The organism is Rhodanobacter umsongensis, assembly GCF_042654965.1.
GTDB lineage: Bacteria > Pseudomonadota > Gammaproteobacteria > Xanthomonadales > Rhodanobacteraceae > Rhodanobacter > Rhodanobacter umsongensis.
In genome coordinates this window covers 259,588-285,335 of the sequence record NZ_JBHSMK010000002.1, presented here as the reverse complement: position 1 = coordinate 285,335, position 25,748 = coordinate 259,588, and the positions used below count along the sequence as shown (strand labels likewise).

24 protein-coding genes are annotated in these 25,748 nt (G+C 63.0%); 16 read left to right on the top strand and 8 right to left on the bottom strand.

Translation table 11 applies throughout. The features are described from left to right. Window positions 1–250 precede the first annotated feature (250 nt). The 6 genes from ACFPME_RS01295 to ACFPME_RS01270 all read left to right on the top strand — a co-directional run bounded on the left by ACFPME_RS01295 (window position 251) and on the right by ACFPME_RS01270 (window position 9,077). A complete protein-coding gene (locus ACFPME_RS01295; RefSeq protein WP_377301245.1) occupies window positions 251–2,644 on the top strand; it encodes a type I restriction-modification system subunit M in 2,394 nt (797 codons plus the stop codon). Then, the gene (locus tag ACFPME_RS01290; protein ID WP_377301242.1) at window positions 2,641–3,960 is read left to right on the top strand and encodes a restriction endonuclease subunit S; all 1,320 of its coding nucleotides are present in this window, start codon (window positions 2,641–2,643) and stop codon (window positions 3,958–3,960) included. The genes ACFPME_RS01295 and ACFPME_RS01290 overlap by 4 nt, the downstream gene beginning before the upstream one ends. After that, complete coding sequence (locus ACFPME_RS01285) at window positions 3,960–7,025, top strand: type I restriction endonuclease subunit R (RefSeq protein ID WP_377301240.1); 3,066 nt, start codon at window positions 3,960–3,962, stop codon at window positions 7,023–7,025. Before ACFPME_RS01290 ends, ACFPME_RS01285 begins: the two co-directional genes overlap by 1 nt. 661 nt (window positions 7,026–7,686) lie before the next feature. Beyond that, a complete protein-coding gene (locus tag ACFPME_RS01280; RefSeq protein ID WP_377301238.1) occupies window positions 7,687–8,340 on the top strand; it encodes an XAC0095 family protein in 654 nt (217 codons plus the stop codon). Between the two features lie 162 nt (window positions 8,341–8,502). Beyond that, window positions 8,503–8,772 (top strand): YlcI/YnfO family protein, encoded by a 270-nt coding sequence (locus ACFPME_RS01275; protein ID WP_377301236.1) that lies wholly within the window; start codon window positions 8,503–8,505, stop codon window positions 8,770–8,772. Then, complete coding sequence (locus ACFPME_RS01270) at window positions 8,769–9,077, top strand: type II toxin-antitoxin system RelE/ParE family toxin (protein ID WP_377301233.1); 309 nt, start codon at window positions 8,769–8,771, stop codon at window positions 9,075–9,077. Before ACFPME_RS01275 ends, ACFPME_RS01270 begins: the two co-directional genes overlap by 4 nt. A 90-nt stretch (window positions 9,078–9,167) precedes the next feature. Here the strand turns inward: ACFPME_RS01270 and ACFPME_RS01265 are convergent, their stop codons facing one another. The 3 genes from ACFPME_RS01265 to ACFPME_RS01255 form a co-directional block, all read right to left on the bottom strand. Then, window positions 9,168–9,659, bottom strand: a complete 492-nt coding sequence (locus ACFPME_RS01265) for a GNAT family N-acetyltransferase (protein WP_377301231.1) — start codon at window positions 9,657–9,659, stop codon at window positions 9,168–9,170. Between the two features lie 14 nt (window positions 9,660–9,673). Further along, on the bottom strand, window positions 9,674–10,729 hold the full coding sequence (locus ACFPME_RS01260; protein ID WP_377301229.1) for an alpha/beta hydrolase family protein: 1,056 nt from the start codon (window positions 10,727–10,729) through the stop codon (window positions 9,674–9,676). A gap of 201 nt (window positions 10,730–10,930) precedes the next feature. Beyond that, window positions 10,931–11,767: a hypothetical protein gene (locus ACFPME_RS01255; protein ID WP_377301227.1), complete on the bottom strand. Its 837-nt coding sequence runs from the start codon at window positions 11,765–11,767 to the stop codon at window positions 10,931–10,933. A 130-nt stretch (window positions 11,768–11,897) separates the two neighbouring features. On the opposite strand from ACFPME_RS01255, the gene ACFPME_RS01250 reads away from it, so the two are divergent. From ACFPME_RS01250 to ACFPME_RS01230, 5 genes are all read left to right on the top strand, one after another. Next, window positions 11,898–12,809, top strand: coding sequence for a LysR family transcriptional regulator (locus ACFPME_RS01250; protein WP_377301225.1), 912 nt, complete (start codon window positions 11,898–11,900; stop codon window positions 12,807–12,809). A gap of 240 nt (window positions 12,810–13,049) precedes the next feature. Continuing rightward, window positions 13,050–13,598, top strand: a complete 549-nt coding sequence (locus ACFPME_RS01245) for a cysteine hydrolase family protein (RefSeq protein ID WP_377301223.1) — start codon at window positions 13,050–13,052, stop codon at window positions 13,596–13,598. Further along, the gene (locus ACFPME_RS01240; RefSeq protein ID WP_377301221.1) at window positions 13,546–14,547 is read left to right on the top strand and encodes a GlxA family transcriptional regulator; all 1,002 of its coding nucleotides are present in this window, start codon (window positions 13,546–13,548) and stop codon (window positions 14,545–14,547) included. Before ACFPME_RS01245 ends, ACFPME_RS01240 begins: the two co-directional genes overlap by 53 nt. 226 nt (window positions 14,548–14,773) lie before the next feature. Next, window positions 14,774–14,962 (top strand): type II toxin-antitoxin system RelE/ParE family toxin, encoded by a 189-nt coding sequence (locus ACFPME_RS01235; protein WP_377301219.1) that lies wholly within the window; start codon window positions 14,774–14,776, stop codon window positions 14,960–14,962. A gap of 106 nt (window positions 14,963–15,068) precedes the next feature. Beyond that, window positions 15,069–15,503 carry an addiction module antidote protein gene (locus ACFPME_RS01230; protein ID WP_377301217.1) on the top strand — a complete coding sequence of 145 codons (435 nt, stop codon included), beginning with the start codon at window positions 15,069–15,071 and terminating at the stop codon, window positions 15,501–15,503. Window positions 15,504–15,700: 197 nt separating this feature from the next. Here the strand turns inward: ACFPME_RS01230 and ACFPME_RS01225 are convergent, their stop codons facing one another. Beyond that, window positions 15,701–15,856 carry a hypothetical protein gene (locus ACFPME_RS01225; RefSeq protein WP_377301215.1) on the bottom strand — a complete coding sequence of 52 codons (156 nt, stop codon included), beginning with the start codon at window positions 15,854–15,856 and terminating at the stop codon, window positions 15,701–15,703. A gap of 132 nt (window positions 15,857–15,988) precedes the next feature. Here ACFPME_RS01225 and ACFPME_RS01220 point away from each other — a divergent pair, with 132 nt between their 5' ends. After that, window positions 15,989–16,753 (top strand): hypothetical protein, encoded by a 765-nt coding sequence (locus ACFPME_RS01220; RefSeq protein WP_377301213.1) that lies wholly within the window; start codon window positions 15,989–15,991, stop codon window positions 16,751–16,753. A gap of 197 nt (window positions 16,754–16,950) precedes the next feature. Here ACFPME_RS01220 and ACFPME_RS01215 read toward each other — a convergent pair whose 3' ends face one another. The 3 genes from ACFPME_RS01215 to ACFPME_RS01205 all read right to left on the bottom strand — a co-directional run bounded on the left by ACFPME_RS01215 (window position 16,951) and on the right by ACFPME_RS01205 (window position 19,000). Beyond that, window positions 16,951–17,571: a DedA family protein gene (locus ACFPME_RS01215; RefSeq protein WP_377301211.1), complete on the bottom strand. Its 621-nt coding sequence runs from the start codon at window positions 17,569–17,571 to the stop codon at window positions 16,951–16,953. A 148-nt stretch (window positions 17,572–17,719) separates the two neighbouring features. Continuing rightward, window positions 17,720–18,040 (bottom strand): hypothetical protein, encoded by a 321-nt coding sequence (locus ACFPME_RS01210; protein ID WP_377301209.1) that lies wholly within the window; start codon window positions 18,038–18,040, stop codon window positions 17,720–17,722. Between the two features lie 399 nt (window positions 18,041–18,439). Then, window positions 18,440–19,000, bottom strand: coding sequence for a sugar O-acetyltransferase (locus ACFPME_RS01205; protein ID WP_377301207.1), 561 nt, complete (start codon window positions 18,998–19,000; stop codon window positions 18,440–18,442). 607 nt (window positions 19,001–19,607) lie between these two features. Here ACFPME_RS01205 and ACFPME_RS01200 point away from each other — a divergent pair. Both ACFPME_RS01200 and ACFPME_RS01195 read left to right on the top strand, forming a co-directional pair. Next, a complete protein-coding gene (locus ACFPME_RS01200) occupies window positions 19,608–20,195 on the top strand; it encodes a chemotaxis protein CheB (RefSeq protein ID WP_377301205.1) in 588 nt (195 codons plus the stop codon). A 165-nt stretch (window positions 20,196–20,360) separates the two neighbouring features. Further along, the gene (locus tag ACFPME_RS01195; protein ID WP_377301203.1) at window positions 20,361–21,002 is read left to right on the top strand and encodes a GNAT family N-acetyltransferase; all 642 of its coding nucleotides are present in this window, start codon (window positions 20,361–20,363) and stop codon (window positions 21,000–21,002) included. Window positions 21,003–21,030: 28 nt separating this feature from the next. Here ACFPME_RS01195 and ACFPME_RS01190 read toward each other — a convergent pair whose 3' ends face one another. Further along, entirely contained in the window at window positions 21,031–21,504 is a 474-nt protein-coding gene (locus tag ACFPME_RS01190; RefSeq protein ID WP_377301201.1) for a CYTH domain-containing protein, read from the bottom strand. 237 nt (window positions 21,505–21,741) lie between these two features. On the opposite strand from ACFPME_RS01190, the gene ACFPME_RS01185 reads away from it, so the two are divergent. Both ACFPME_RS01185 and ACFPME_RS01180 read left to right on the top strand, forming a co-directional pair. Continuing rightward, window positions 21,742–22,581, top strand: a complete 840-nt coding sequence (locus tag ACFPME_RS01185; RefSeq protein WP_377301199.1) for an endonuclease/exonuclease/phosphatase family protein — start codon at window positions 21,742–21,744, stop codon at window positions 22,579–22,581. A 218-nt stretch (window positions 22,582–22,799) separates the two neighbouring features. After that, window positions 22,800–25,742 (top strand): TonB-dependent receptor, encoded by a 2,943-nt coding sequence (locus tag ACFPME_RS01180; protein ID WP_377301197.1) that lies wholly within the window; start codon window positions 22,800–22,802, stop codon window positions 25,740–25,742. Window positions 25,743–25,748: the final 6 nt, after the last annotated feature.

Sequence of the window (25,748 nt, the reverse complement as noted above, 5' to 3'; positions counted from 1 at the left end):
AGCACGAATCTTGCGTGGTTCCCAAGCATCTGACATGTCCCTCTCATTCTGGGTAGCCCGGTCGTCGCCGGTTTCTTCGCCCACAGCGAGCAGCGGATTCAACACACCAGTCCGACAGCAGTGACGAGGAGAGAGATAAGGGGCGCTGACCCAGCTATGGCGAAGCGCACACTGATCGGTTTTTGCACTCTGACCCTCGTTTCTGGCGCTTTTCACAACCTTCAATTGCACATTAAAAACCAGGATATAAGTGAACCAGCAGTCCCATAACCAACTCGTTTCGTTCATTTGGCGCATTGCCGACGACTGCATCCGTGATGTTTACGTCCGCGGCAAGTATCGCGACGTGATCCTGCCAATGGTTGTCCTGCGTCGTCTGGACACTCTGCTGGAACCGAGCAAGGAGGCCGTCCTTGAAGAGGTGCGCTACCAGAAGGAGGAAATGCAGGCGCTCGATCTTGACGACGAGCCGCTGCGGGAGGCCTCGGGCTACGTGTTCTTCAATACCAGCCAGTGGACGCTGAAAAAGGTGCACCGCGCCGCCACCAATAACCAGCAGATCCTGCTGGCCAATATCGAGGATTATCTCGACGGCTTCAGCAGCAACGTCAAGGAGATCATTGCCCGCTTCAAGTTGCTTGATTTGATGCGTCACATGGCCAACAAGCAGATCCTGCTTGACGTCATCGAGAAGTTCGTTTCGCCCTACATCAACCTCACCCCGTATGACATCGAGGATCCGGAAGGCAACACTTTGCCGGGCCTTTCCAACCTGGGCATGGGCTATGTCTTCGAGGAGCTGATCCGCAAGTTCAACGAAGACAACAACGAGGAAGCCGGCGAGCACTTCACCCCGCGTGAAGTGATCCACCTCATGACGCATCTGATGTTCGATCCGATCAAGGATCAACTGCCGCCGGTCATGAGCATCTACGATCCTGCCTGCGGCAGCGGCGGCATGCTGACCGAGGCACAGAACTACATCAAGCATGCCGATGGCCCGATCCAGGCACACGGCGATGTCTATCTCTACGGCAAGGAGATCAACGACGAGACCTACGCCATCTGCAAGTCGGACATGATGATCAAGGGCAACAACCCCGAGAACATCCGCGTTGGCTCCACCCTGTCCACCGATGAATTCTCGGCCGACCGCTTCGACTTCATGCTGTCCAACCCGCCCTACGGCAAAAGCTGGAGCAGCGAGGTCAAATACATCAAGGATGGCAAGGACGTCATCGACCCGCGTTTCCAGGTCGAGCTCACCGACTACTGGGGCCACAAGGAAACCGTGGACGCCACACCGCGCTCCTCCGACGGCCAGCTGCTGTTCCTGATGGAGATGGTCAGCAAGATGAAGCCCGTGGGCACCAGCCCGATCGGCTCGCGCATCGCCTCGGTCCACAACGGCTCCAGCCTGTTTACCGGCGATGCGGGCAGCGGCGAGTCCAACATCCGCCGTTTCATCATCGAGAACGACATGCTGGATACCATCATCCAGCTGCCCAACAACCTGTTCTACAACACCGGCATCACCACCTATATCTGGCTGCTGACCAACGCGAAACCCGAGGCGCGCAAGGGCCAAGTGCAGCTTATCGACGCTAACCTGCTTTATACGAAGCGACGCAGCAACCTCGGCGCGAAGAACTGCGATCTCAGCCCGAAAGACATCCAGCAGATCACCGATGCCTATCTCGACTTCGCGCCCATCGAGCGCGAGATCGACGCGGCGGGCGACCCAGTCGGCATCGCCGTGCAGGTGTTCGACAACGCCGATTTCGGCTACCACAAGGTCACCATCGAACAACCCGACCGCCGCCGTGCCGCCTTCAGCGCCGAGCGCATCGAACCCCTGCGCTTCGACAAGTCCCTGCACGAGCCGATGCAATGGCTCTGGGCCGAACATGGCGAGAAGGTCTACGAACCCGGATTCCTGAAGAGCGAAGTCAAGGCGATCACCGCGTGGTGCGAGGAACAGGGCATCGCCCTGAACGCCAAACAGCGCGGCAAGCTGATCGACACCCAGCGCTGGATCAGGCAACGCGACCTGCTGGCCACCGCCACTGTGCTCATGGGCGACATCGGCAGCGAGGAAACCGCCGACTTCAACGCCTTCCGCAAGGCTGTGACCCGCGCCATCAAGGCCCGCAAAATCAAGCTGTCGGCTCCAGAGATGAGCGCGATCCTCAATGCCGTCAGCTGGTATGACCAAATCGCCGAGAAGGTCATCGCCAAGCGGCACAAATTTTCAAGCGGCGATCTGGCTGAACTCACCGACCATCTGGGCTGCGCCATCGACGCTCTGGCGGACTTCGGCTGGTACCGCCAGCCTGACGGCAGCTATCTGACGTATGAGACCGCGACCGACCTGCGCGATACCGAAAGCGTGCCGCTGAAAGACAGCATCCACCGCTACTTTCTCACCGAGGTGAAGCCGCATGTGCAGGAGGCCTGGATCAACCTCGACAGCGTGAAGATCGGCTACGAGATTAGTTTCAACAAGCATTTCTACCGGCACAAGCCGCTGCGCAACCTGGAAGAGGTGACGCGGGATATTCTGGCGCTGGAGGAAAAGGCTGATGGGCTGATCGCGGATATTCTGGGCGTTGAAGCGGTGTCGGAGCTGGAGCCGGCAGAATGAACATCGCGGCACAACTGGAACACGACGAAATGAACTTCGGTAACGGCGAATGGTTTGGGCTGATCCCCGTAGATTGGGATAGGCGGAAACTGAAATATGTCGTAAAGATCCTGAAGCGCGTCGCGGGCTTCGAAGGACCCAGTGTTCTCTCGATTACACAGCGAGGCATCAAGATCAAAGACACCGAAAGCGGTGAAGGCCAGCTCGCTCAGGATTACTCGGGATACCAACTGGTTGATCGTGGTGACTTTGCGATGAACCATATGGATCTGCTGACAGGCTACGTCGACATTTCTCAGTTTGACGGCGTTGTTAGCCCTGACTATCGCGTGTTCCGGAACTTCAGTGCTGACGTTTCGGACGAATACCTCCTTCTGATCTTCCAGATTGGCTATACACAGAAAATCTTCTTCCGGTATGGGCAGGGTGTTTCGCTTCTTGGTCGTTGGCGGCTTCCCGCTGACAATTTCAACGAGTTTGCGATCCCTATCCCACCCATGGATCAGCAGCGAAAGATCGTTACCTTCCTGAAGTGCAAGGTTGAAACGATTGATGAGGCGGTGCGGATCAAGCAGGAACAGATCAAGCTCTTGCGCGAACGCAGGAAAATCCTGATCCAGCAGGTCGTCACCCGCGGCCTGAACCCCAATGCGCCCATGAAGGACAGCGGCATCGACTGGATTGGCCAGATCCCCGCGCATTGGGAGGTCGTGCCCATCCTCGCAGTCGGAGAAGTCATCGACCCAAATCCGAGTCACCGAAACCCCGAATACGTAGATGACGGTTTCCCGTTTATCTCGACTCAAGAATTTCGTCCGGGTGCAGCGGTTGAGCTAAATACACCAAGGCGGGTATCGAGAAAGACCGTAGAAGAGCAGGAAGAACGCTGTCGATTTACGGATGGCTCTCTCGTTTTTTCTCGGAAAGGAACAATCGGCGCGGTTCGCGTTCTGCCTGCTGGAATACGGCTTGGCATTCTTGACTCACTCTGCGTCATTAATCCCAATAGGAGAATTGATCCGACATATATGTTCTGGACGCTGTCGTCGGACTATCTTTCAGCACAATATGGGCCAACTTTACGCGGTGCGGCCCTACCACAGCTTAGCGTGGGAAGAGTTCGTTCCTTGAAGATCATACTTCCACCGAAAGCGGAACAGTTATCTCTGATAGAACATCTCGTTTTTCAGACTTCAACGATAGATCGTGCTATTTCAATCAAGGAAGACCAGATTACCGCGCTCAAGGAATACAAAACCACCCTGATCAACGCGGCGGTCACGGGCAAGATCAAGGTCATACAAGGGGGAAGTTGATGGTCAGCAACACCAAGGAAATCGCGCTGGAGCAGGCCATCGAACGGCACCTGACCGGCACCATCACGGAAGAGCTGGCACAAGGCAGCGCTGCGACCGGCCCTTGGCGCATCGGTCGCCCCGCCGACTTCGACGCCGCCCTCGCACTCGATACTCGCCTGTTCTGGGAGTTTCTCGAAACCACCCAGAGCAAGGTGCTGGACAAGCTCAAGGACCGCAACCCTTCAGACTGGCGCGCTAGGATTCTCGGCCAGTTCGACAAGCTGGTGAAGCGCAAGGGCGTGCTGCACGTGCTGAAAAAGGGCCTGCCGGTCGAGGACGCGCATTTTTCCCTGATGTATCCGGCGCCGCTGGCCAGCTCGGCGCCAAAGGTCCACGACAATTTCGCGGCCAATAGCTGGAGCGTGACCCGGCAGATTCATCACAATCTGGCTAACCCGAATGAATCGGTGGACATGGTGCTGTTCCTCAACGGCCTGGCCATCGTCACGCTGGAGCTGAAGAACCCCTGGACGCAGCAGACCGCCCGCTATCACGGGCAAAAGCAATACCGCGAACGCGATGCCGCGCAAACCCTGATGCAGTTCGGCCGCACGCTGGTCCATATGACCGCCGATGCGGACGAGGTATGGATGACCACCAAGCTGGCGGGCGGCTCGACCTTTTTCCTGCCGTTCAACCGGGGCCACAACGAGGGCGCAGGCAATCCACCCAACCCGCACGGCCACAAGACGGCTTACCTGTGGGAAGAAGTATTCCAGCCCGCCAGCCTGGCGGGCATCATCCAGCATTTCGTGCTGCTGGAGGGCGACAAGACCGCCCCGCTGGCCAAGAAGACCCTGATTTTTCCGCGCTACCACCAGCTCGACGTGGTGCGGCAGTTGCTGGGCCACGCCGCCGCAAAGGGCGTGGGGCAGAGCTATCTGATCCAGCACTCGGCCGGCTCGGGCAAATCTAACTCCATTACCTGGACCGCCTATCAACTGATCGAGACGTATCCCGAGCGCCTGGACCTGCCCGGCGCGCGGGCGCTGGATGCGCCGCTGTTCGACAGCGTGATCGTGGTCACCGACCGCCGCCTGCTGGACAAGCAGCTGCGCGACAACATCCGCGACTTCTCGGAAGTGAAAAACATCGTCGCACCGGCGATGCGATCGGCGGATCTGAAAGCCGCGCTGGAAAATGGCAAGAAGATCATCATCACCACGATCCAGAAGTTTCCCCACATCATCGAGGGTATCGCCGACCTCAGCGACAAGCGTTTCGCCGTGATCATCGATGAGGCGCACAGCGGCCAGAGCGGCCAGGCCCACGACAAGATGAACCAGTCCATGGGCGGCGGCGAAGACCCGGACGAGAACGACCCGCAGGACAAGATCTTGGCCGCGATGCGCTCGCGCAAGATGCGCGGCAATGCCTCCTATTTCGCCTTCACCGCCACGCCGAAAAACACCACGCTGGAAAAGTTCGGCACGCAGCAGGCCGACGGGCGGTTCAAGCCCTTTCACCTGTACAGCATGAAACAGGCCATCGAGGAGGGCTTCATCCTCGACGTGCTGGCCAACTACACGACCTACAAGAGTTACTACGAGATCCGCAAATCCATCGAGGCCAACCCGCGCTTCGATACGCTCAAGGCGCAGAAGAAGCTGCGCGCCCACGTCGAGCGCAGCCAGCAGACGATCAACACCAAGGCTGAAGTCATGCTCGAGCACTTCGTCGGCACCGTGGTGAACACCAAGAAGCTGCGCGGCAAGGCCAGGGGCATGATCGTTACCCAGAACATCGAGACGGCCATCCGCTACTACAAGGCGGTGCAGGCCGAGCTCGCCCGTCGCGGTAATCCGTTCAAGGCCCTGATCGCATTTTCTGGCGAAACGGAGGTCGACGGCATCGAGTACACCGAAGCCGGGATGAACGGCTTTGCCGAGGACAAGACACGGTTTTACTTTGACGGCCACGACGATCAGGGCCGGCCGATGAAGGTGGACGGCCAGAACGTCGAAAACACGTTCCGGCTGCTGATCGTGGCCAACAAATACCTGACCGGTTTCGACCAGCCGAAACTGGCCGCCATGTATGTAGACAAGAAATTGCAATCGGTGCTGGCCGTGCAGGCGTTGTCGCGCTTGAACCGCTCGTCCCCGAAGCTGGGCAAACGCACCGAAGACTTGTTTGTGCTCGACTTCTTCAACTCGACCGAAGACATCAAGGACGCTTTCGACCCGTTCTTCACCGTGACCGCACTGTCGCAAGCCACCGACGTGAACGTGCTGCACGAGCTGAAGGCGACCCTGGACGATGCCGGCGTCTACGAGTGGGCCGAAGTCGAGGAGTTCTGCACGCGGTACTTTGACAGCGTGGATGCGCAGCAGCTGAGCCCGCTGATCGACACCGCCGCGGCAAGATTCAACGAGGAGCTGGAACTCGAAGACAAGGCCAAGATCGACTACAAGGTCAAGGCCAAGCAGTTCGTGAAGATCTACGGCCAGATGGCCTCGATCATGCCGTTCGAGGTGCTGGCGTGGGAGAAGCTGTTCTGGTTCCTGAAGTTTCTGGTGCCGAAATTGAAGATCAAGGACCCAAACCAGGATGCTCTCGACGAGCTTCTGGACTCGGTCGATTTGTCCTCCTACGGGCTGCAGCGCACGAAGCTTAATCAGGCGGTCGGACTGGATGCAGGGGAGTCGGAACTCTACCCACAAAACCCCAATCCCAGGGGCCACCGCGGCGAAGTTCAGGATGATCCGCTGGAGGACATCATTCACAACTTCAACGAGCGCTGGTTCCAGGGCTGGAGCGTGACGCCGGAAGAGCAGCGCGTGAAGTTCCTCAACATCGTGGACAGCGTCAAGGCGCATCCCGATTACGAGCAGAAATTCAGTGAAAATCCCGATCCTTATTCCCGCGATCTGGCGTTCCAGAAGATCATGAAAGACGTGATGCTGCGGCGCCGGAAAGAGGAACTCGAACTGTACAAACTTCACGCCCAAGACGACGCGTTTCGGGCCGCGCTGTACCACAGCGTGCAAGCGGTGCTGTCAGAAGGCGCCGCTACGAAGTGACGTGAATCAAGCCGCAGGTTTGTCCAAAAAACGGGTTCACCGTTTCGCCGTCCAGGTCAATAGATCAGAAAAAAGCGGTCTCCGGTCTGTGTCGGAGGCCACCAGCCGTCGTGTTTCATGCGGCGCCAAGATCGTGGGTAAACGCCGGAAAACCCAGGTCGGAGTAAACCTGACCTCGTTCCTGTGCCCCCAGCTCGAGCCGGCTCCAGCTCCGCTTGTTGCGGCGCGCGTGGAAGCTCCGACAGGCGATGCGCCCGCAATGAAGTAGTAGGATGACCGTCTATTCCTGGCCGGTTCCAGTCCTTGGACCAACGCGGATCAGGATGCCGGCGCGCTGGTCGCGACTGATTGGTTCGCATATTCAACTTCATCGGTGATCAGGCCAAAGTGCGACTGTTGACACCCTCCAGCTGCAATAGCAGACTCCATCCCAAGGAGCGTCGAAACTCCCCAAACAGCGGTACCCACCTCCGACAAACCGGTGGGTTTTTTGTGCCTGCATCTGTGGGTGCAACCGACGCGAAGCCTGCGTCGGGAGGGCGGCGAATACAACACCCGCAAGGGGAATAAGCCCGCCGACTGTTTGCGGTTTCGAACCTCCCGACACCCCGTCCGTCTTCATGCCGTGGACGGGCACTTCTATGGAACCTAGGAGGCGGCCATGTCGACGTTCGATTCGAATGATCTTGGAACGAAGGGTTATTTCCTGCCGGAGGACAGCCAGCTCCGGCTGAAGAAGCTGCGCGAGTACGTGGAATTTCTGTCGCATATCGCGCAACCGCGAAGGCCGGACGAGGAGCGGGAAGGGGTTCCCGAGATTCGCCCGGGCGAAGTGGCGATCTGCCTGGAACTGCTGGAGGAGCAGATCGCCCAGGTGCTGGCCGAGCTCTCCTGGCCGGCGGAGCGTCGCGATCGGACGGCAGCCTGCGAGGCCGCTGCGGACGCAGAGGCTTGCACGGAAGCCGCGGAACCCGACGCCACCGGGCCGGTGAGGGATGAGGCCGGCAACCGCTTTCTCTTCGGCGTCACCCTGGATCAGCTGGACGAAGTCAACCTGCTGCTGAGCAGCCTTAGGGCCCTTGGCAATGTGGTGACCTGCAGCGATCACGCCGAGTTGTCCGACGTCACGCTGTCGATCATGGGCGATGCCATCGTCCGCGATACGGAGAAGCTGCGCGATATCATCAGCGACGTGAATGCGCAGCACCTGGAGCCACCGCACGTGACGAAACCCGGTGTTCGCGAGGAGCACGGCGCTTACCTTGCCGCGCGACCGCGCTTGTTCGTGGTGGACAACGCGTCACGTGCCGCGTGACCGCTGTTGCCTGTCGGGAAGTAGGTGTCATGAAAAGTGTCGGGGATAATTTCCGGCCGGCAACCGGAGCCGCCATATTGTCCCTGACATCTCTCCGACGATTTGCCCCTGCCGTTGAATTGCGTCAGTATGTATCGCAATTGCATCGCACCAGGAGGTTCCATGAAAACCGCCACCATCCCTTCGCTGCGTGTCGAACCCGCTCTGCGCAGCGCTGCAGAAGAAGTCCTGCGCGACGGCGAAAGCCTGTCCGGCTTTGTCGAGTGCGCGGTGCGGGCACAAATTCAGCAGCGTCAGGAACAGGCTGCCTTCATCGCCCGTGGCCTGGCCTCGCGTGACCGCGCCAAGGCTACCGGAAAGTACCTTTCGTCTGCTGCGGTGCTGAAGAAGCTTGAGGCGCGACTGGCCAAGGCAAAGAAAGCCTCGGCATGACCTTCAAGATCCGCTTCACGGAGGAAGCGCTGGCCGACCTTGAACGGCTGTATGACTTTGCCCTGGTACGTGACGACGGCGACTGGACCACCGCCGAGCGTGCGCTGGACGCCATCCGCGATGGCCTGGGCTTGCTGGCGAGTTCACCGTTCAGTTGCAGGAAGGCCGCGCCTGACAACACCTTCCTGCGCGAGTTGATCATCGCCTTCGGCGCATCCGGCTATGTGGCACTGTTTGAAATCGACGATGCCAAAACCGTTACCGTGCTGGCGGTGCGGCACCAGCGCGAAGACGACTACCACTGAGCATGGGAAAGCCGAGTTGAGTTCAGTGGCTTGAGGGTGCGACCGGGACGGAGGAAGTTGAATGCCCCGGGCTGAAAGCCACAAGGCTGCCTATCGCAAGGCTTCGGTGTGGTAGCGCATCGCCACGTTGCACCTTTCATAGCGTGCTCCATACCGGGCCATGATTTCGGCATCGTGCTGGAAGCCAAGCTTCTCGTACAGATGAATGGCAGCGGCGGATTTGGCGTTGGTGAGCAGGTACAGCGTTTCGGCTCCCAGCGAGCTTGCCCGGTCGATGATCGCGGAGAGCAGGAACTCACCGGCCCCCATGCCGCGTGCCGACTCGCGCACACCCATCTTGGTGAGCTCGTAGCTGGTGGCCCCCGTCTTCTGAAGGGCGCACGCACCGACGATCCCGAGTCCGCTTGCCTCGACAAAAAGAATGACGCCACCGGGGTCGATGATCCTCGCTCGCGGGTTCTCCAGCACATCCCGATCGGTTTCTTCGAGGCGGAACATGGCATGGATCCATTCCGCATTGATGTCCCGGAAGTGCACCGCGAGATCATCGCTGAACTCATGGAGGGTAAGGACGTTACTCATGGCGGACCCTGCTCTCAGTGTGTGGCGACGCCCAGCGTCTTGCGGAAGAACGCCAGCGCGCTGGCGTTGATGCGCTGGTGCGCCGCGACGCGATCGACGCCCGGCGGGTCCTTGCAGATGTCCGGTGCGCCCTTGGCAAGTTGCGGCGAGCATGGCGCGAGAAACACGTAATGCCCCGCCCTGGGAATCATCGTGGTGCCGGCGAGCGTCCTGATCAGCGGCGCGATGTGCAGGACGTTTTCCTGCGGCAGCAGCACCTGATCGTCCTGGCCGTAATAGAGGAAAACCGGGCGGTCGACGTGGGCGAGACCGGCCTTGTCGAATACCAGGCTCAGCGGCGCCATGACAAAGGCGGCCTTCACGCGCGGATCGGCGGGCTTGCCCCAGCGGTCGACGCTGGCCTGCAGTGCGGCGAGGGCCGCTGTCGCGGTTCCCTGGGACTGGAGCTTCTGCAGCGTCCCGCAGTCCGGGTCGTGGGGATGGCGTGCGCAGTAGCCGACGTAGAGATCGAAACGCGGTACCGCGCCGACCACCATCAGCGCGGCGTAACCGCCGGCGGAAAAACCGGTGACGCCGATCCGGTTCGGATCGATCAGCGCCTTCCAGTGCGGATCGTTCAGCAGTTCGCTGATCGCAGCCTTGACCTGGATCGGCCGGCCGGCCAGCACGGCGGCGGTTCCGACGCCGCTCGTGTCGTGGAAATTGTCCTTGGGGTGTTCCAGCGTCGCCACCACGAAGCCGTGGCTCGCCAGGTAGGCCGCGAGGTCGTGATGGCCAAGGGCCGACCCGCCGTGCCCGTGCGAGATCACCACCAGCGGCCTGGCGCCGGCGAGGGGCGTTGCATCGGGCGTGGCATGCAATTCGTAGGATCCGCGCCAGGTGACCCTCGAGGGCTGCGCGGATGGGTAGAACACGTAGCCGGGCGTCGTGCCGCCGTTGACCGGGTCGTGAATCGCGATCGCCTGGAATCCCACGCCGGTCACCGCCCGGGCGATGGCGGCGACGGGCGCGAGGAGCAGCACCAGGATGAGCAGGCGACTCACCGGAGCACGGCGTGAACGGATATTCATGCGGTCGACTTTCCGCGAAAGGAGGCGGCAGTGTAATGAGTCGGCACGCCGTTATGGCGACTGGAGAACCTCGGGGGCGCAGGAAATCAAATCCAGTGCGGGCAAATTTCGGTACTGGTTCGGCGCGGCCGCCTGCCGCCGCCCTTGGGCCAGCATGCGCTGCGTCCAGGGATATTCCCCGTCTCTTCCATCAGGGTCGAGTCACCCTTGTGGCCTGTCCTGGGCGATCCACAGGCGTCCCCGCTGCAGGTCCAGCGTGATCACCTTGTCGTGCAGGAACGGCATGCCCAGGTTGCCGTCGAGGATCATGTCGGGGGTGAACGCCGTGCCCAGCGCGCGAAGTCCGGCAGCGACGGGAAAGTCCGCCTGTTGAGGTCCCTTGGCTGTCGGGTCGAGGCCGACCAGCGTCGCGTAGGGCTGGGATACCAGCAGGGTTCCACCGTTGCCGGTATCCAGTTCGAACCACAGCATGCCCCTGGACGTAGGCACGCCTACGGACGCGGCCAGCGCGCGGCCCTGCATCTCGCGCGACAGCAGCACGGGCAGCTCCCGGGCGTGGGCGATGCGCGCCTGCAGGCTCGCCGGGGATTCGACGATCAGGCGTCGGCCGGGAAGGTCCACGGTGATGGTCTTGCCGGCGAAAAGGTCGAGCGCGATGGAGCCGGCCACCGGCGCCGCGTCCTTGGCCACCAGCGGGGCGACGTCGAACACCGCCGTCACCGGCGCGCGCAATACGTGGCCTCCCAGCGCGAAGTCGATGTTGTCGCAGCGCGGCGCATCCAGCCGCTGCCCCATCATCTGAAAACCGCTCAGGCGACCCCACGGCTTGCACCCGGCCGTCCTGGCAAAGGCGGGCGAAAGCAGGGTGAGTCCACCGGCGGTATCGAGCAGAAACAAGCCGTCATGGCCACCGACCGTGGCATGCAGGGCGACCGTCTTGCGATAGCTTTCCAGCTTGAACACCGCCTGTGGCTGCGCCGCGGCGGTCGCTGCGCTGATGAAAAGGAGGCCCGCCAGGGCCAGCAGGAGTCGACGCATGAGTGGGGGTTCCGGGGCAGGGGATGAGTGAGAGCCGGCAGTGGAAGGACAGCCATGACACTTTATCCGCGACGGCCGCCTGCTTATTCTGGCGTCGTCGAAATCACTCTTTGGTGGCGCTGAAGAATCCATGGACCGTCTCCAGAGCATGCTGTATTTCGTGCGCGTGGTAACGCTGAAGAGTTTCAGCCGTGCGGCCGCGGAGCTGGGCGTGTCCGCCGCCACGGTGACCACCCATGTGCGGCAACTCGAGCAGGTGCTCGGCGTGCGCCTGCTCGACCGCAACACCCGCTCGCTGAAGCTGACCGAGGCCGGCGCGCTCTATGTCGAGCACTGCCGGCAGATGCTCGACGACATCCGGCACATGGAAACCCAGCTGGCGCCGCGCGGCAAGGCGCTTCGCGGTGTGCTGCGGGCCGACGTGCCGGTGGTGCTGGGCCGGCGGATCATTGCGCCGCAGCTGCCGGCATTCCTGCGCCGGTACCCGCAGATCACGCTTGAGCTGTCGATGGAGAACCGCTCCAACGACCTGATCGGCCGCGACTGGGACTGTGCGATCCGCATCGGCGAGCTGCCGGACTCCTCGCTGGTCGCGCGACGACTGGGCACGGTGCGCTGGATCACTTGCGCCGCGCCGGCCTACCTCGAGCGCGCGGGCGAACCGCGCACGCCGGAGGATCTGCTTCGTCACAACTGCCTCGGCTTCATGCCCGTCGGCGAGCGGACACCGTTGCCATGGCAGTTCGTCCACGATGGACGGATGGCAGGCATGGCGGTCCGTGGCAACGTGATCATGGACTCGCTGGATCCGCTGCTGGATGCGGCGGCCGCGGGTGTGGGCATGGTCCAGGTCGACGCATCGGCGGCACGTGCGCTGCTGGCCGACCACCGCTTGCAGCGGGTGCTTGCGGACTTCGAAGTGGACGGACCGCCGATCATGCTGATCGCCAGCGGGCGCCGGCAAATGCCGCCGAAGGTGGCGGCCTTCGGCGAATTCGTCGCGGGCCTGCTGACCGAAAGCGGCGGGCAGGCTGCGCTGTAGCGGGACCGATGCGCTCCCGGGAAACCTATCCCGCGCTGCGCGATGCCATCCACGCCAGGCGAGCAGCATTTTCAGGATGCGGCCGAGTTCATTCGGCCAGGCTCGAGCTCACCGGTTTACGGCAGCGCGCCGCGCCTGCCGACGGTTGGCCGGATCCGTCCGCTCGTGGTCCGCCAGGGTGCTCGTCCGCCGTTCGCGCGCTGCCTACAGTGGCGACTCCTTTACCGATGGAGTTGCCCCATGTCCAAGCTGCCTGCCGTACTGGTCATCGATGTCCAGCAGTCGTTCCTGCATGCGCCGTACTGGCGCGAGGACGATGTCCCCGCTTTCCGCGAAAACCTGTCGAAGCTGCTCGATGCGGCGGCGGCGCGTGGCTGGCCGGTCGTGCGGATCCTGCACGAAGACAACGACGCGCATTTCAGCGCGGCGTCCGGCCTGGTGCGACCGATGGATTGGGTTCCCGAGGCGCACGACGTGGTGTTCCACAAGCACGTCCACAACGCCTTCACCGATACCGGCCTGCAGGCCTGGCTGAAGGCGCGCGGCATCGAGCGGGTCATCGTCAGCGGCATCCGCTCCGAACAATGTTGCGAGACCACGGCGCGCGTGGCGTCGGATCTCGGCTTCGCCGTCGATTACGTGACCGAGGCGACGCTGACGTTTCCGATGATCCACGCCGGCAGCGGAACTCGCTACGATGCGCAGGACATCAAGCAGCGCACGGAACTGGTTCTGGATGGCCGCTTTGCCCGCATTTGCACCGTCGATGACGTCCTCGCCGATCACTGAGGTGTGCTTCGTGCTGCCGCCGGCGCTGATCCTGCTGGATCTTGCCGGCGCGGCCGATGCTTTCAGGATCGCCGCGTCGATGGGGCTGCCGGTGCGGCTGCGGATGGTCGCGCCCATACAGAGCGGCGAGGCCGCGTCGACCGCGCTGGGCGTGGGTCTGGCCGGCGTCGAGCCGCTGCCGACCCAGCTGGACGATCACACGCTGATACTGGTTTGCGGCGCCACCGGCAGCGGCGAGGCGGTGTTGTCGTCGCCCGCCAGCAAGGCCCTGGTGGCATGGCTGCGGCAGCATGGCGGCAACGGCCGGTCGCTGGCCTGTGTCTGCTCAGGCGCACTGCTGGCCGGCGCCGCCGGCTTGCTGGATGGCCGGCGCTGCACCACCCACCACAGCCTGCTCGACACGCTGCGCCGGCTGGTGCCCAGCGCCGAGGTCATGGACAGCCGCGTGTTCGTCGAGGACGGCGCGGTGTGTACCAGCGCCGGCATCACGGCGGGCATCGACCTGGCCTTGCACCTGATCGCCGGGCTCGGTTCGCCATGGCTGGCCGCCGCCGTCGCGCGCGAGATGGCCGTCTATATGCGGCGTGCCTCCGGCGATCCGGCGCTGTCGCCATGGCTGGAGGGACGCAACCACATGAGCACAGCCATCCATCACGTGCAGGATGCGCTGGCGAGGGCACCCGATCAGGACTGGCCGCTGGCGCGCCTGGCCGACATCGGGCACATGAGCGTGCGCAGCCTCACCCGCCATTTTCGCGAGGCCAGCGGCATGTCGATCAACCGCTACCACGCCAGCCTGCGACTGGCGCTCGCCCGCCAGGCACTGGCCAGCGGCGACAGCGTGGAACGCGCCGCCGAACGCGCCGGGCTGGGTTCGGCACGCCAACTGCGTCGATTGTGGTCGGCTCACGCCGGCGACAGCCCCGCGTCGGCTCGCCGGCGGCACTGAAGGCCCCACGACTTCCCGGTCGCATCGGCGAAGCGGATCGACGCCCGGCGATCCTGCAAGAGTCGAAGCTCGCTGACGGTTGCCGGGGCTTCATCCAATGAAAAGGTGCCAGGGACAATTTCCGGGTCGAGGATCGCTGGTCTTGGCAGAGTGGTGGGCAAGGGCGGCAAGAATGGCTCCGCACACTTGTGTTGCATGATGTATCCAATCGGATACGATAGGCGGTATGCCCTACATCGTCCAGCAAACGGAATTGTTCGCTTCATGGCACAAGGGACTGCGCGACCTCAAGGCGCGCATGGCCATCGCGCGGCGGCTCGATCGGGCCGCTGCCGGCAACCTTGGTGACGCGAAGTCGGTGGGCGAAGGTGTTTCCGAGATGCGCATCGACGTCGGCGCGGGCTACCGCGTTTAGTTCACGATGCGCGGCAATGCCATCGTTGTCCTGCTTTGCGGTGGCGGGAAGAAAACCCAGCGGCGCGACATCCAGCGCGCTGCCCAGCTTGCAAAGGAGGTCTGAGATGACCCTTCGACTGTCCACCTTCGACCTTACCGACCATCTCGACAGTGAAGAGGCGGTTGCCGAGTACCTGTCTCAAGTGATGGCTGACGGCGATGATGACGAGCTTCTACGGGCGCTCGGGCACGTTGCCAAGGCGCGTGGCATGTCCCAGCTCGCCAAAGAGGCAGGCGTAGGTCGCGAGAGCCTCTACAAGGCTCTCAAGCCCGGCGCCACGCCTGGTTTTGCGACTGTAGGGAAGGTGGTCCGTGCGTTGGGATTGAGGATGGCCGTGAGGCCGGCAGCCAAACAGAAGCCTGCTGCCGTTGCCAAGAAGATTGCCAAGCGGCCAGCCAAGATCAAGAAGGCGACTACGAAAGTCACCAGGAAGCCAGCGTCGGGAGAGGTGGCGTCCATCAGCGCACGAGGCTCAAAAGCGGCGCGCGCAAGAGCGTAGGCGTCCGTGCGGCCGCGACTCGTGGGCCGGAGTGCAAGAAAAGGGGCAGTTGGGCTGCCCTTAAGCCCTTAAGCGAAAACCCGCGTCGGCCCAGGGGGCGTGTTCTCAATGTGGAACCCGCGGGTCTCGTGTGCGGCATACACGGGGCTTTGAAAGGGGGGTGGATTCGTTCGCCGCGTCGGCGAGCGGACGGCTGCTCAGTGTGTTGCGACGCTGAGCGTATCGCGGAAGAGCGCCAGCGTACTGGCGTTGATGATCTGGTGCGTCGCGCCGCGATCGACGCCCGGCGGCTCCTTTTCAGGCTGCTCCGAAGGCAATTTGGCTATCGCCGCTGGAGTCAATCCATGCTCCATGCGGGCACAGCCCCATTCTTTTCCGATGACCCTGGTCGAATTCCGGTTCGGCCGTTCGTCGACATCATGAAAGCAGCCAGCCAGCGCCTGTCCCGGGCTGACTGAAACGTACCCGTTGTCAGGAGGAATCCCATGCAAAGAGCGAAGCGCGCCATCGGAGTCATGAGCCTTGTACTGCTGGCGATGTTCGGCGCATCGCAGCAAGCGCTGTCGCAGGACACGCAGAAACCTGCTGTGGCGCCGTCTTATCCGACGATGGCTCCGGTTGACCAATACCTCATGGCGGACCGGAACGCCGAGATTGCCCTGGCGCGAAGTGCGGCACCGGAGTCCATTTCCCGTGACGCCACGATCCTGGTTCTGGGGCGCCGGGGCTACGAGACAGCGGTCGAAGGCAAGAACGGGTTTGTCTGCCTGGTGGGTAGAAGTTGGGGCGGCCCGTTTGACTGGCCCGAATTCTGGAATCCGAAAGTGAGGGCTGCCGACTGCCTGAACCCCCAGGCGGCACGTTCGATCGTGCCCATCTTCCATCTGCGCGCCAGGATGGCGATGACTGGGCGTTCCAAGGAAGAGATGCTGTCGGCACTCAACGCCGCATACAAGAATAGACAATTGCCGGACCTGGAAAGCGGCGCCATGGATTACATGATGTCGAAATCGTCGTATCTGACGGACGAAGGGGACCACAACATGCCCCATCTCATGTTCGACACCCTGGTCAAAGACGGCAAGGATTGGGGTTCCGGCGCAGAAGGCTCGCCGGTCATGTCCAGCCCTTATTGGTTCTTCTATCCGGACCAACATTCCCAGATGAAGGGTTTGCCACCCATTCTCGTGTTCCTGGTCGGGGTCGCAACCTGGTCCGACGGAACGCCAGCGGGCATGCCTAGCCATTGATACCGGGGCGGTTTGGCGTGGGGATCATGCTCGCGTGTCGGCGACCTTCTGCAGCGATCACGGCGCGAGGGCTGCAGAAGGTTGATCGAGAGGTATCTATCCGTGTCTTGAGAACACGGGGGGCGGTAGTTGATGCGCGTCGTGATCCGGCATGGCGCCCGAGTCATTCCCGGCGCCATGCTTCGGCGAGCCGCGGCTCACTCGTCGCGCAGATGCCGCACGTGCCGCCAAACATACAAACCGAAGGCGATCAGCAGCACGGCCAGGATGGCCGCATCGAAGCGGTGGAACCAGCTGCCCAAGGTATCCCAGTGCTGCCCCAGCTTCACCCCGATCCACGCCAGCAGCGCGCACCAGATGAGCGAGCCCAGGAAGGTGTAGAGGCAGAAGCGCCAGATCGGCATGCGCGCCACGCCGGCGGGGAAGGCGATGAAGGTGCGCACCACCGGCAGCAGCCGGCCCACGAAGATGATGATGCCGCCATGCTCGCGAAACCAGCGGTCGGCCAGATCCAGATCCCTGCGCGACACCAGCACGTACTTGCCGTAGCGCTCCACCAGCCGGCGACCGCCCCACGCGCCGACCGCGTAGGCCAGCAGCGAGCCCAGCACGCAGCCGATGGCTCCGGCCAGCACCACGAGCCACAGCACCAGGCTGCCCTTGAAAACGAGGTAGCCGGAGAACGGCATGATCACCTCGGACGGCAACGGGATGCAGGCGCTCTCGATACCCATCAGCAGCACGATGCCCAGGTAGCCGCCGCGCGTGATCAGGTCGATGATGGCAGCGGCAAGCAGGCTGAACAGTTTCGCGACCATGGGGTTCCGTGAGTGCGGTGAAGCGCGAGATCGGGGCGGGGCGTCTGGCGGATGGGCGGCGACCGCCGCGTTTTCAGCGACGGTCAGTGGCGCCGCCAGCCTCGGGCACGTCGGCATGCCGCCGCGCGCCCGATCCTGCGCGACACGGCTACTTGCGCAGCCGCTTTACGTTGCTGCGCACGGTGTTCTGGTAAGGCGTGAGGCCGGCACCCAGCACGCGGGTGGTGGCGCGCTGCAGTTGCGCGGCGGTGGGCGCGCGCCCGCCCCACAGCGAACCCAGCCAGAGCGACTGGCACGATGCCGCGGCGGCGAACGTCATGCCGGCCAGCGACGCGGCGGAGGCATCGACCTTCTCGTCCAGCATGCGTTTCATCTCGCGATCGTGCGCGGCGGACGGGTGCGTGCCGGCCTTGGCCATGGCCGCGGTGCGCGTGGCGATCACGGTCGCCGAGCCCTGCATCATTTCCATGGAGCGTTGCGCGAGGTCGAACCAGGCGGTGGCGAGTGAAGCTGTGCGTCGTTTGATGGTCGTGCTCCGTAACAGGGGAATGGTGGTATTGCGAGGCAGGCGATCGCGCGAGGCGCGTAAAGGCAGGCGCAAGCGCGATTCCACCGGCGTGGGGCGCGAGGGAAGCGTGCGGCGTTCGCCATGAAGGGCATGTGCAGTGGCGAGTGTCGCATCGGCCGGTTGGCGCTGGGTCGGGGTATCGGAAACCAGGCACACCTGGCGCGGCTGTCCATGCTGAGCCAGCGCGGACGACAGGGTGGCTGGCGACTTGACGACCCGTGCGGGACGCCGTGCTCCGGGTCGCCGCCAGGGGGCGGGCGCGGACGACTTGCGCAAGCGCGACGCCGGGCCGCTGCTCCTTCAGTCGTCGTCGATCAAACGGATGACCCGCGCCGGATTCCCTCCGACGAGGGTATTCGGGGGAACGTCCCGGGTGACTACCGAACCCGCAGCCAGGACCGAGTTTTCGCCTACGGTCACCCCGCCGACAATGGTTGCGCCAGCAGCGATCCAGACGTTTCTCTCGATCACGATGGGTTTGCCGATGGTGACAGTACGCCGCTGCGAAGGCGCGAGGGGATGGCCCGTCGTGATGATGCTCACGTTCGGTCCGATCATCACATCGTCCGCGATGTCGAGCCCTCCGAGGTCATAGAAAGTACAGTTCTGATTGACGAAGACATGGCGCCCGACGCGGATCTCATCCCCGCCCGCGGTGAAGAATGGCGGGATCAGCAAAAAGCTCTCGTCCACCTTCTTGCCGATGAGCTCGCTGAACAAGGCCCGGATCTCGTCGGCCTCGTCGAACGTCAGGCGATTGAGTCTGGCGGTGATCGCCATCGCCCGTTTGACGTTTGCCAACATGGCCGCTGATTCGGGCGTCCCGCCGTGAATTATCCGGGTGCCGTCCCGATTGGACATTCGATGGTTCCCCATGGCTGCGCGTGAGCATGCGTTTCGAGTTGCTGAGTGTAGCCGGGAGCGAAAGGGCTGGAATTCGTGGAGGGTCATGCCGTGCCCAAGGTCACCGGCAACGGCAGGGCGGCGACGATCCGCGCACGACTCTGGCCAGCTGCTGCGCGCCCCAGGCGCGCGATCGACGTCTGTCGCACGGGCGGAGCACGCGACGGCCGGCGGGCTGCCGCCTCCCGGCGGCATGCTGAAGGAACGCCATGCATTTCGGCTCATTTTGCGGCCTTCGGCCGGCTGCCGTCACCGTGAAATGCGTGCATGCACGTACCGGCGCTAAGATGCCCCCGTCCTCGGTGGCGGCTATTCCCTGCGCCGCAGGGTCGAAGCGCTCCATGGCCACGGCTGAATCAGTTGGCGCGTTGCGCGGGTTCGCACTGCGCGGAGCGATGCTTCGCGAGAACCGCCCGACCCGGGCCGCCGTTTGCGGAGCGACGCGACAGGGTCTGGCGTGGCAGGCACGGTCGGCGTCTGATCCGGATGTAGAACCGCCCCGCGCCAGCTCATTGGGTCGTTGGGCCATTGCGGCTTCAGGCCGCAGGGAAAGGAGGACGGACGAATGAAAGTCGGTCGTACTGGAAGGCAGTTCCCGATCGTCTGCGTAGGTGGGTCGGCCGGCGGGCTCGACGCCTATATCCGGTTGCTGAAACACCTGCCAAACGACATGGGTGTCGCGATCGTGATCGTCAACCACGTGAGGAAGTTTGCCACCAGGCTGCACGAGATCCTCCCTGGCTTCACCACGATGCCGGTGGAACTCATCTCGGACAGCCTGCAGATTGAGCCCAACCATGTTTTCATCATCCCTGCGCAGCGAGATCTGCACGTGCTCCACGGCGACTTCAGGCTGGAACCGATCTCGAAGCCCCGCGGCTGGCCCGATGTCATCACTGTGTTCCTGCGCTCCCTGGCGGAACACTGGGACGGCAAGCTTATTGCGGTGATCGTCTCGGGTTACGACGGAGACGGTGCCGAGGCGCTCCGCTCCATCAAGGAAGTCGGGGGCACGACCATCGCGCAGCGACTGGACACGGCACAGCAGCCCGACATGCCCGAAAGCGCCATCGCCAGTGGCTTCGTGGATTTCGTGCTGTCGCCTGAGGATATTGCAAAGACCATCGTGCAGATTGCCCATGCCGAACAGTAGCGGAGTTGAGCCCGCCGCCACGCTCCGGCGCGCACGTCCTGGCTCCTGAGACTGGACCATGCTGTAGTTGAAAGCCACATAGACGTCGCGGCCGAGAGCCCGCACGGCAAGGCACGTGCAGTCGCGAAGAATGCGCCACCATCCAGGTCCCCCATGCGATCATCCATGACCCCATCCCACGTCGATCCAGAGCTCGTTTTCGCCTGGCAGGCAGCGCATTCCATCGCCCGGAGTTCCCCGCCCCCGGTTCACGATCGCGGGGGCTTCCGGGTGGATACCCACTCGGAAAGGGAAGCAAGACGCTGGGTATTCCCACGGCTATGCGATGGGTTGCGCGCCATCGGCCGCGACATTACGGCTCCACGACACTACGTGAAGCTGTGCGGCTCCGACGAGGAGCTGCGAAGTGCGCTGCCCGCTCGCTGGGAGATTCAGCCGGCGAACTATTTCATGGGAGCGACCGTGGCAACCCTCGACGCAAAGCCTCTTCCGCATGGTTACAGGATGGAGTTGCATCAAGCCGGGCCTGTCGCCCGGGCTTGCGTCATCGCGCCGGATGGCGATCTGGCCGCAAGCGGATGCGCGGCAGAAACGGCCGATGCATTCATTTACGACCGCATCGAAACCGCGCAGGACCACCGACGGAAAGGGCTGGGCATCGCGGTGATGATCGCTCTTGCATCGGCGCGAAAATCCGTCGCAAATCCGCAGCTGCTGGTCGCGACGGCCGACGGCCGCAACCTTTATGCGAACCTCGGTTGGACGGTGCTCGCACCATTCGCTGCTGCGACCATTCCGGAAAATTGACGGCCTGGCACTCACCTGCCATGTCGCGCTAAGCCACGCTCGATGCAAGTGCGTCGCCGGAATACTGCGCATCGCGGGTAACTTCGTCGCCCACAAAGCCGGGCGGTACATAGTCCGCGGCGTCGCCTTCGGACTCAAACTCCATTTCAAAGATCGCCACCGATGGCAGGTCCGGGTAGACGTCGATGCTTCCTCCCGCGACGGCGTAGCGGCGCTTGCAGATGCTTCTTCCCTTCAGCATTGAAAGCGTTCGATACTCAGCCTCCGAGAGGTAGATGTTGGTCATCGGGTTTGCCAGCGACGCGACGCGTCCATATTTCTTGCAGAACTTGTAGACCACCTCGCCGCGCGAACTGCTCATCTTGCGCAAGCGCAGGTGCGTCCCTTCGATGTACATGTCTTCCACCACCCAGTGCGGCAGATTTTCAAGGCCGGTCGGGCAGCCCGGCGAAACGAGCCATCGGCGCTCTATTTCCGGAAGCGAATACTTGGGATGCGCCATGGCCGCGTCGTCCGAATGGGAGGGGCCCCCATTCTTGGCCATGGAAGGCATTCACGGATACACGGAGTGCCTGCCGACGTCGATTCTCCAGGCACAGCGTCGACCTTCCGGAAGGCGGGCCGGGGTGCCATCGATGTGGCAATCAGGCGTTTGCGCCGATCTCACCGGCCAACTGAAACCGGCGGCAATCCCGCTAGACTGATGTTCCTGCCCTTGCTTCCTGCGCGGAGGTACGTGATGAAACTGCGCCACTGGTCTTCGGTGTTTGCCTGTGTGCTGATGCTTGGCATGGCCGCTCCAGGCGAGGCGGCGGAGGCAGCGCTGCGGGTCATGACGTTCAATGTGCGGGTGCCGGCGGACACCGGCATGAATGCCTGGGAGAACCGGCGCGACCTGATGGTGAAGGTGATCAAGGCGGCGCATCCGGACCTGCTTGGTACGCAGGAGCTGACCGAGGAACAGGGCGTGTACCTTGCCGCGCATCTGCGGGGCTACGCCTGGTTCGGGCAGGGCCGGGACGGCGGCACGAAAGGAGAGCACATGGGTGTCTTCTATCGCACCGACCGCCTGGAGGTGGTGCGCTCCGGCGACTTCTGGCTTTCCGATACGCCGGACGTGCCCGGCAGCAAGACCTGGGGGCAACCGTATCCGCGCATGGTCACCTGGGCACAGTTCCGCCTGCGTGACGGCGGCGGTACGTTCGATTACCTCAATACGCATTTTCCGTATCGCCCGGAGGATGTGCGTGCGCGCATGCTCAGCGCGGACGAGATCATGCGGTGGATCGACAAGCTGCCCTCCGCGACGCGGGTGATCCTGGCGGGGGACTTCAATTGCGCGCCCGATACGCCGGTGCACGCCAGGCTGACCCGCACGCTGCAGGATGCCTGGATGACGGCGGCTTCGCGATCCGGCCCGGCGAAGACGTTTCACAACTTCACCGGCAACCCCGATCAGCGCATCGACTGGATACTGAGCCGCGGCTTCAAGGCCACGGCCGTACACACGATCACCTCGCACGAGGGAGCGCGCTATCCCTCCGACCATTTCCCGGTCGTGGCCGTGTTCGGCCGGTAGATCATCGCCGCCTTTCACGATCTCCATGCAACGCGTGCGGTGTTGTCGCGCGTGTTTCCTCAAGCGCGGGCAGGCCAGGTGAAGTCATGACCTCGGCGCCATGCGACCACGCGGGTGGGTTGGAAGGTGAACCCCGACCCATTCCGCCGCCGCGGCTGGGCGCAAGCTCTGTGCTCGGGGCAAGACAAACTCCAAACCAGGGCAAAAAGGAGGCCGGCATGAATCATCGTTGTGTATCGCGGCGCGCTGTCGCGCCAGCCCATGGTCTCCATCTGCGTCCATTGGCCGTCGCCTGTGCGTCGATGTTGATCGCCATCGCGGTTGCCGGGCCTGCCTCGGCGCAGGAAGCGGCGGAGCAGCAGCCGACGGCGCCCACGGTCGCGCCAACAGCACCGCAAGATGCGGGCAACGCGAAAATGGACCGCAGGGACAAGAACGGCAAGAAGAGGCCCGCCCGCACGGTGACGGATTTGAGCGGCGTGATCGTGACCGGGATCAGCAGCAGCATCGCGAGCTCGATGAAGGCCAAGGAAGACGCCGACAACATCGTCGAGGCGATCTCCGCCGAGGACATCGGCAAGCTGCCGGACGTCAGCATTGCCGACAGTCTTTCGCGCGTGTCCGGGCTGGCCACGCAGCGCGCGGATGGCCATGCCAACGCCATCGCCATCCGCGGCCTGTCGCCGGATTTCGCCGGCACCACGCTGGACGGGCGAGAGCAGGCGACGATCGGCGAGAACCGTGGCGTGGAGTACGACCAGTACCCGGCCGAGCTGGTCAACGGCGTAACCATCTACAAGACCCCGGATGCCAGTCTGGTCGGGCAGGGTCTGTCCGGCACGGTGGATCTGCACACGATCAATCCGCTGGATCTGTCCAGGCGAACGCTGGTGTTCAACGTGCGCGGTGAACACAACAGCAATGGTTCGCTGAATCCGGGCACCGGCACGGGCACCGGGGGCCACCGCGCCAGCTTTTCGTATGTCGACCAGTTCCTCGACCACACACTGGGCGTTGCGGTGGGCATTGCCACGGCCGACGAGGCCATCCAGGAGAAGCAGTACCAGGCATGGTGGTGGAGCGTGGACAACGGCAGCGCCGGCATCGACCAGAACTGGGGTGGGCCGCACACGCCGGGCATGCCGGACAACGTGATCTCGCAGGAAGGCATGCAGCTGCGCGCGCAATCGCAGAACCAGAAGCGCCATGGCTTGATGGCCGTGCTCGAGTGGGCGCCGAACGACGCCTACTACTCGAAGCTGGACATGTACTACTCCACGTTCAGCAAGCGCAAGTTCACCAATGGCGCGCAGTGGTCGAGCAGCCCGTACGACAACGTCGCGTATGACCACGTGCAGACCTCGCCCGGCCAGCCGTTGCCGATCGTCACTTCCGGCACGATCCTCGGCATCGCACCGATCCTGCAGAACGAGTACACCAGGGAGCACGACAAGCTCTACTCCATCGGCTGGAACAACAAGCTGTATCTGGACGACTGGACGTTGATGGCGGACCTGTCCTCATCCAGTGCGCGGGTGAAGCTGCACGACGCCTACCTGTTCAGCGGACTGGCGAACGGCGCATTCACCAGTGTCGACTTCAACACGCCGAGCGGCTTTGGCTATCCGGACTTCCGCCCCGCGGTCGACCTGCGCGATCCCGGCATGGTGGAGTTCACCGATCCGGACAACTACGGCTACGACGGCCGCGAGGAGTTTGACCGCCAGGACGACACCATCCATGGACTGCGCCTGCAGGCCAGCCATCCCGTCGGCTGGATCTTCAGCGACATGGACATCGGACTGGCCTGGTCGGATCGCACCAAGACCAAGCATGCCGATGTCTCCTTCGCCTATCTGAACGGCAACGGCTCCACAAAGGACACCTACCAGAACCACTTCAGCGCACCGATCAATCCATCGCTGCTGTACAACCCCACTTCGCTCGGCTATGGCGGCATCTCCGGCATCCTCAACTACGACGTGCTGGGCGCGCTGTACGGCAACCAGTTCTACCTTGTCCCGAAAAACGGGCAGGGCGACTGGAGCCGCAACTACACCGTCGAGGAGAAGGTGCCGCTGGCGTACGTCAAGTTCGACATCGACACGCATGTGGGAGACATTCCGCTGCGTGGCAATGTGGGCGTGCAGTTCGTGCACACCGACCAGTCGTCGCGGGCGCTGCAGACCAACGGCGATGCGCTGGTCGGAGCGATCACCGACGGGGCCGCCTACAACAATGTGCTACCCAGCCTGAACCTGGTGGCCGAGATCAGGCAGCGGCAGTATCTGCGTTTCGGCTTGGCCAAGACCATGGCGCGCGGCCGCATCGATGACGAGAAGGTGGCCACGTCCGCCAGCGTGTCGCAGATCACCAATGGCCCGGGCGCGGGCCAGGTGCTGTGGTCGGGCCGCGGCGGCAACCCGCGGCTGCGGCCCTATGTGGCGGTCGGCGCCGACCTCTCATGGGAGAAGTATTTCGGCAAGGCCAGCTATGTGGCGGCAGCGGTGTTCCACAAGAATCTGCTCAACTACATCTACAACCAGACCGTGCTCGATTACGACTTCTCCAATTACACCAACGACACGCCGACCCTGGTGCCGACCAGCAACATCGGCTCGTTCACCACCCCCGAGAATGGCACCGGCGGCAAGATGGATGGCCTGGAACTGTCCGGTGCGCTGGAGGGCGGCCTGCTCGCGCCAGCGCTGGAAGGGTTTGGCGCGCAGGCCAACTTCTCGCTGACCAACAGCTCCATTCCGCTCAGCTCCATCGGAGCCGTTCCCGGCGGTCCGAAGACGTTGCCCGGTCTGTCGCGCAAGGTGGCGAACCTGGCGCTGTTCTACGAGCGCCACGGCTTTTCCATCCGCGTGGCCGAACGCTATCGTTCCTCGTTTACCGGCGAAGCGGTGGCCCTGTTCGACCAGCTCGGCTACACCAAGATTCTGGCGAACCGGCAAACCGACCTTCAGCTCGGCTACGCGTTCAGCGGCGGCCGTTGGGATGGGTTGTCGCTGTTGCTGCAGGTCAACAACCTCACCAACTCCTCCGATTCGACGGTGCAGATTGCCACCCTGCCCAACAACGTGCCGCTCACCCGGCCGCTGGAATACGACACTTGGGGACGCACCGTTCTGTTCGGCGTGAACTACAAGTTGTAGGCTGGA

What these genes read in the sequence shown, in the direction of transcription:
- ACFPME_RS01245 (WP_377301223.1), top strand. Translation starts at nt 13,050, where the DNA reads ATGTCCAAGCTGCCTGCCGTACTGGTCATCGATGTCCAGCAGTCGTTC.
- ACFPME_RS01215 (WP_377301211.1), bottom strand. Translation starts at nt 17,571, where the DNA reads ATGGTCGCGAAACTGTTCAGCCTGCTTGCCGCTGCCATCATCGACCTG.
- ACFPME_RS01265 (WP_377301231.1), bottom strand. Translation starts at nt 9,659, where the DNA reads ATGAGTAACGTCCTTACCCTCCATGAGTTCAGCGATGATCTCGCGGTG.
- ACFPME_RS01240 (WP_377301221.1), top strand. Translation starts at nt 13,546, where the DNA reads ATGGCCGCTTTGCCCGCATTTGCACCGTCGATGACGTCCTCGCCGATC.
- ACFPME_RS01235 (WP_377301219.1), top strand. Translation starts at nt 14,774, where the DNA reads ATGCCCTACATCGTCCAGCAAACGGAATTGTTCGCTTCATGGCACAAG.
- ACFPME_RS01200 (WP_377301205.1), top strand. Translation starts at nt 19,608, where the DNA reads ATGAAAGTCGGTCGTACTGGAAGGCAGTTCCCGATCGTCTGCGTAGGT.
- ACFPME_RS01185 (WP_377301199.1), top strand. Translation starts at nt 21,742, where the DNA reads ATGAAACTGCGCCACTGGTCTTCGGTGTTTGCCTGTGTGCTGATGCTT.
- ACFPME_RS01220 (WP_377301213.1), top strand. Translation starts at nt 15,989, where the DNA reads ATGCAAAGAGCGAAGCGCGCCATCGGAGTCATGAGCCTTGTACTGCTG.
- ACFPME_RS01205 (WP_377301207.1), bottom strand. Translation starts at nt 19,000, where the DNA reads ATGTCCAATCGGGACGGCACCCGGATAATTCACGGCGGGACGCCCGAA.
- ACFPME_RS01275 (WP_377301236.1), top strand. Translation starts at nt 8,503, where the DNA reads ATGAAAACCGCCACCATCCCTTCGCTGCGTGTCGAACCCGCTCTGCGC.
- ACFPME_RS01260 (WP_377301229.1), bottom strand. Translation starts at nt 10,729, where the DNA reads ATGAATATCCGTTCACGCCGTGCTCCGGTGAGTCGCCTGCTCATCCTG.
- ACFPME_RS01190 (WP_377301201.1), bottom strand. Translation starts at nt 21,504, where the DNA reads ATGGCGCATCCCAAGTATTCGCTTCCGGAAATAGAGCGCCGATGGCTC.
- ACFPME_RS01280 (WP_377301238.1), top strand. Translation starts at nt 7,687, where the DNA reads ATGTCGACGTTCGATTCGAATGATCTTGGAACGAAGGGTTATTTCCTG.
- ACFPME_RS01270 (WP_377301233.1), top strand. Translation starts at nt 8,769, where the DNA reads ATGACCTTCAAGATCCGCTTCACGGAGGAAGCGCTGGCCGACCTTGAA.
- ACFPME_RS01230 (WP_377301217.1), top strand. Translation starts at nt 15,069, where the DNA reads ATGACCCTTCGACTGTCCACCTTCGACCTTACCGACCATCTCGACAGT.
- ACFPME_RS01210 (WP_377301209.1), bottom strand. Translation starts at nt 18,040, where the DNA reads ATGGAAATGATGCAGGGCTCGGCGACCGTGATCGCCACGCGCACCGCG.
- ACFPME_RS01250 (WP_377301225.1), top strand. Translation starts at nt 11,898, where the DNA reads ATGGACCGTCTCCAGAGCATGCTGTATTTCGTGCGCGTGGTAACGCTG.
- ACFPME_RS01180 (WP_377301197.1), top strand. Translation starts at nt 22,800, where the DNA reads ATGAATCATCGTTGTGTATCGCGGCGCGCTGTCGCGCCAGCCCATGGT.
- ACFPME_RS01255 (WP_377301227.1), bottom strand. Translation starts at nt 11,767, where the DNA reads ATGCGTCGACTCCTGCTGGCCCTGGCGGGCCTCCTTTTCATCAGCGCA.
- ACFPME_RS01290 (WP_377301242.1), top strand. Translation starts at nt 2,641, where the DNA reads ATGAACATCGCGGCACAACTGGAACACGACGAAATGAACTTCGGTAAC.
- ACFPME_RS01225 (WP_377301215.1), bottom strand. Translation starts at nt 15,856, where the DNA reads ATGGAGCATGGATTGACTCCAGCGGCGATAGCCAAATTGCCTTCGGAG.
- ACFPME_RS01195 (WP_377301203.1), top strand. Translation starts at nt 20,361, where the DNA reads ATGACCCCATCCCACGTCGATCCAGAGCTCGTTTTCGCCTGGCAGGCA.
- ACFPME_RS01285 (WP_377301240.1), top strand. Translation starts at nt 3,960, where the DNA reads ATGGTCAGCAACACCAAGGAAATCGCGCTGGAGCAGGCCATCGAACGG.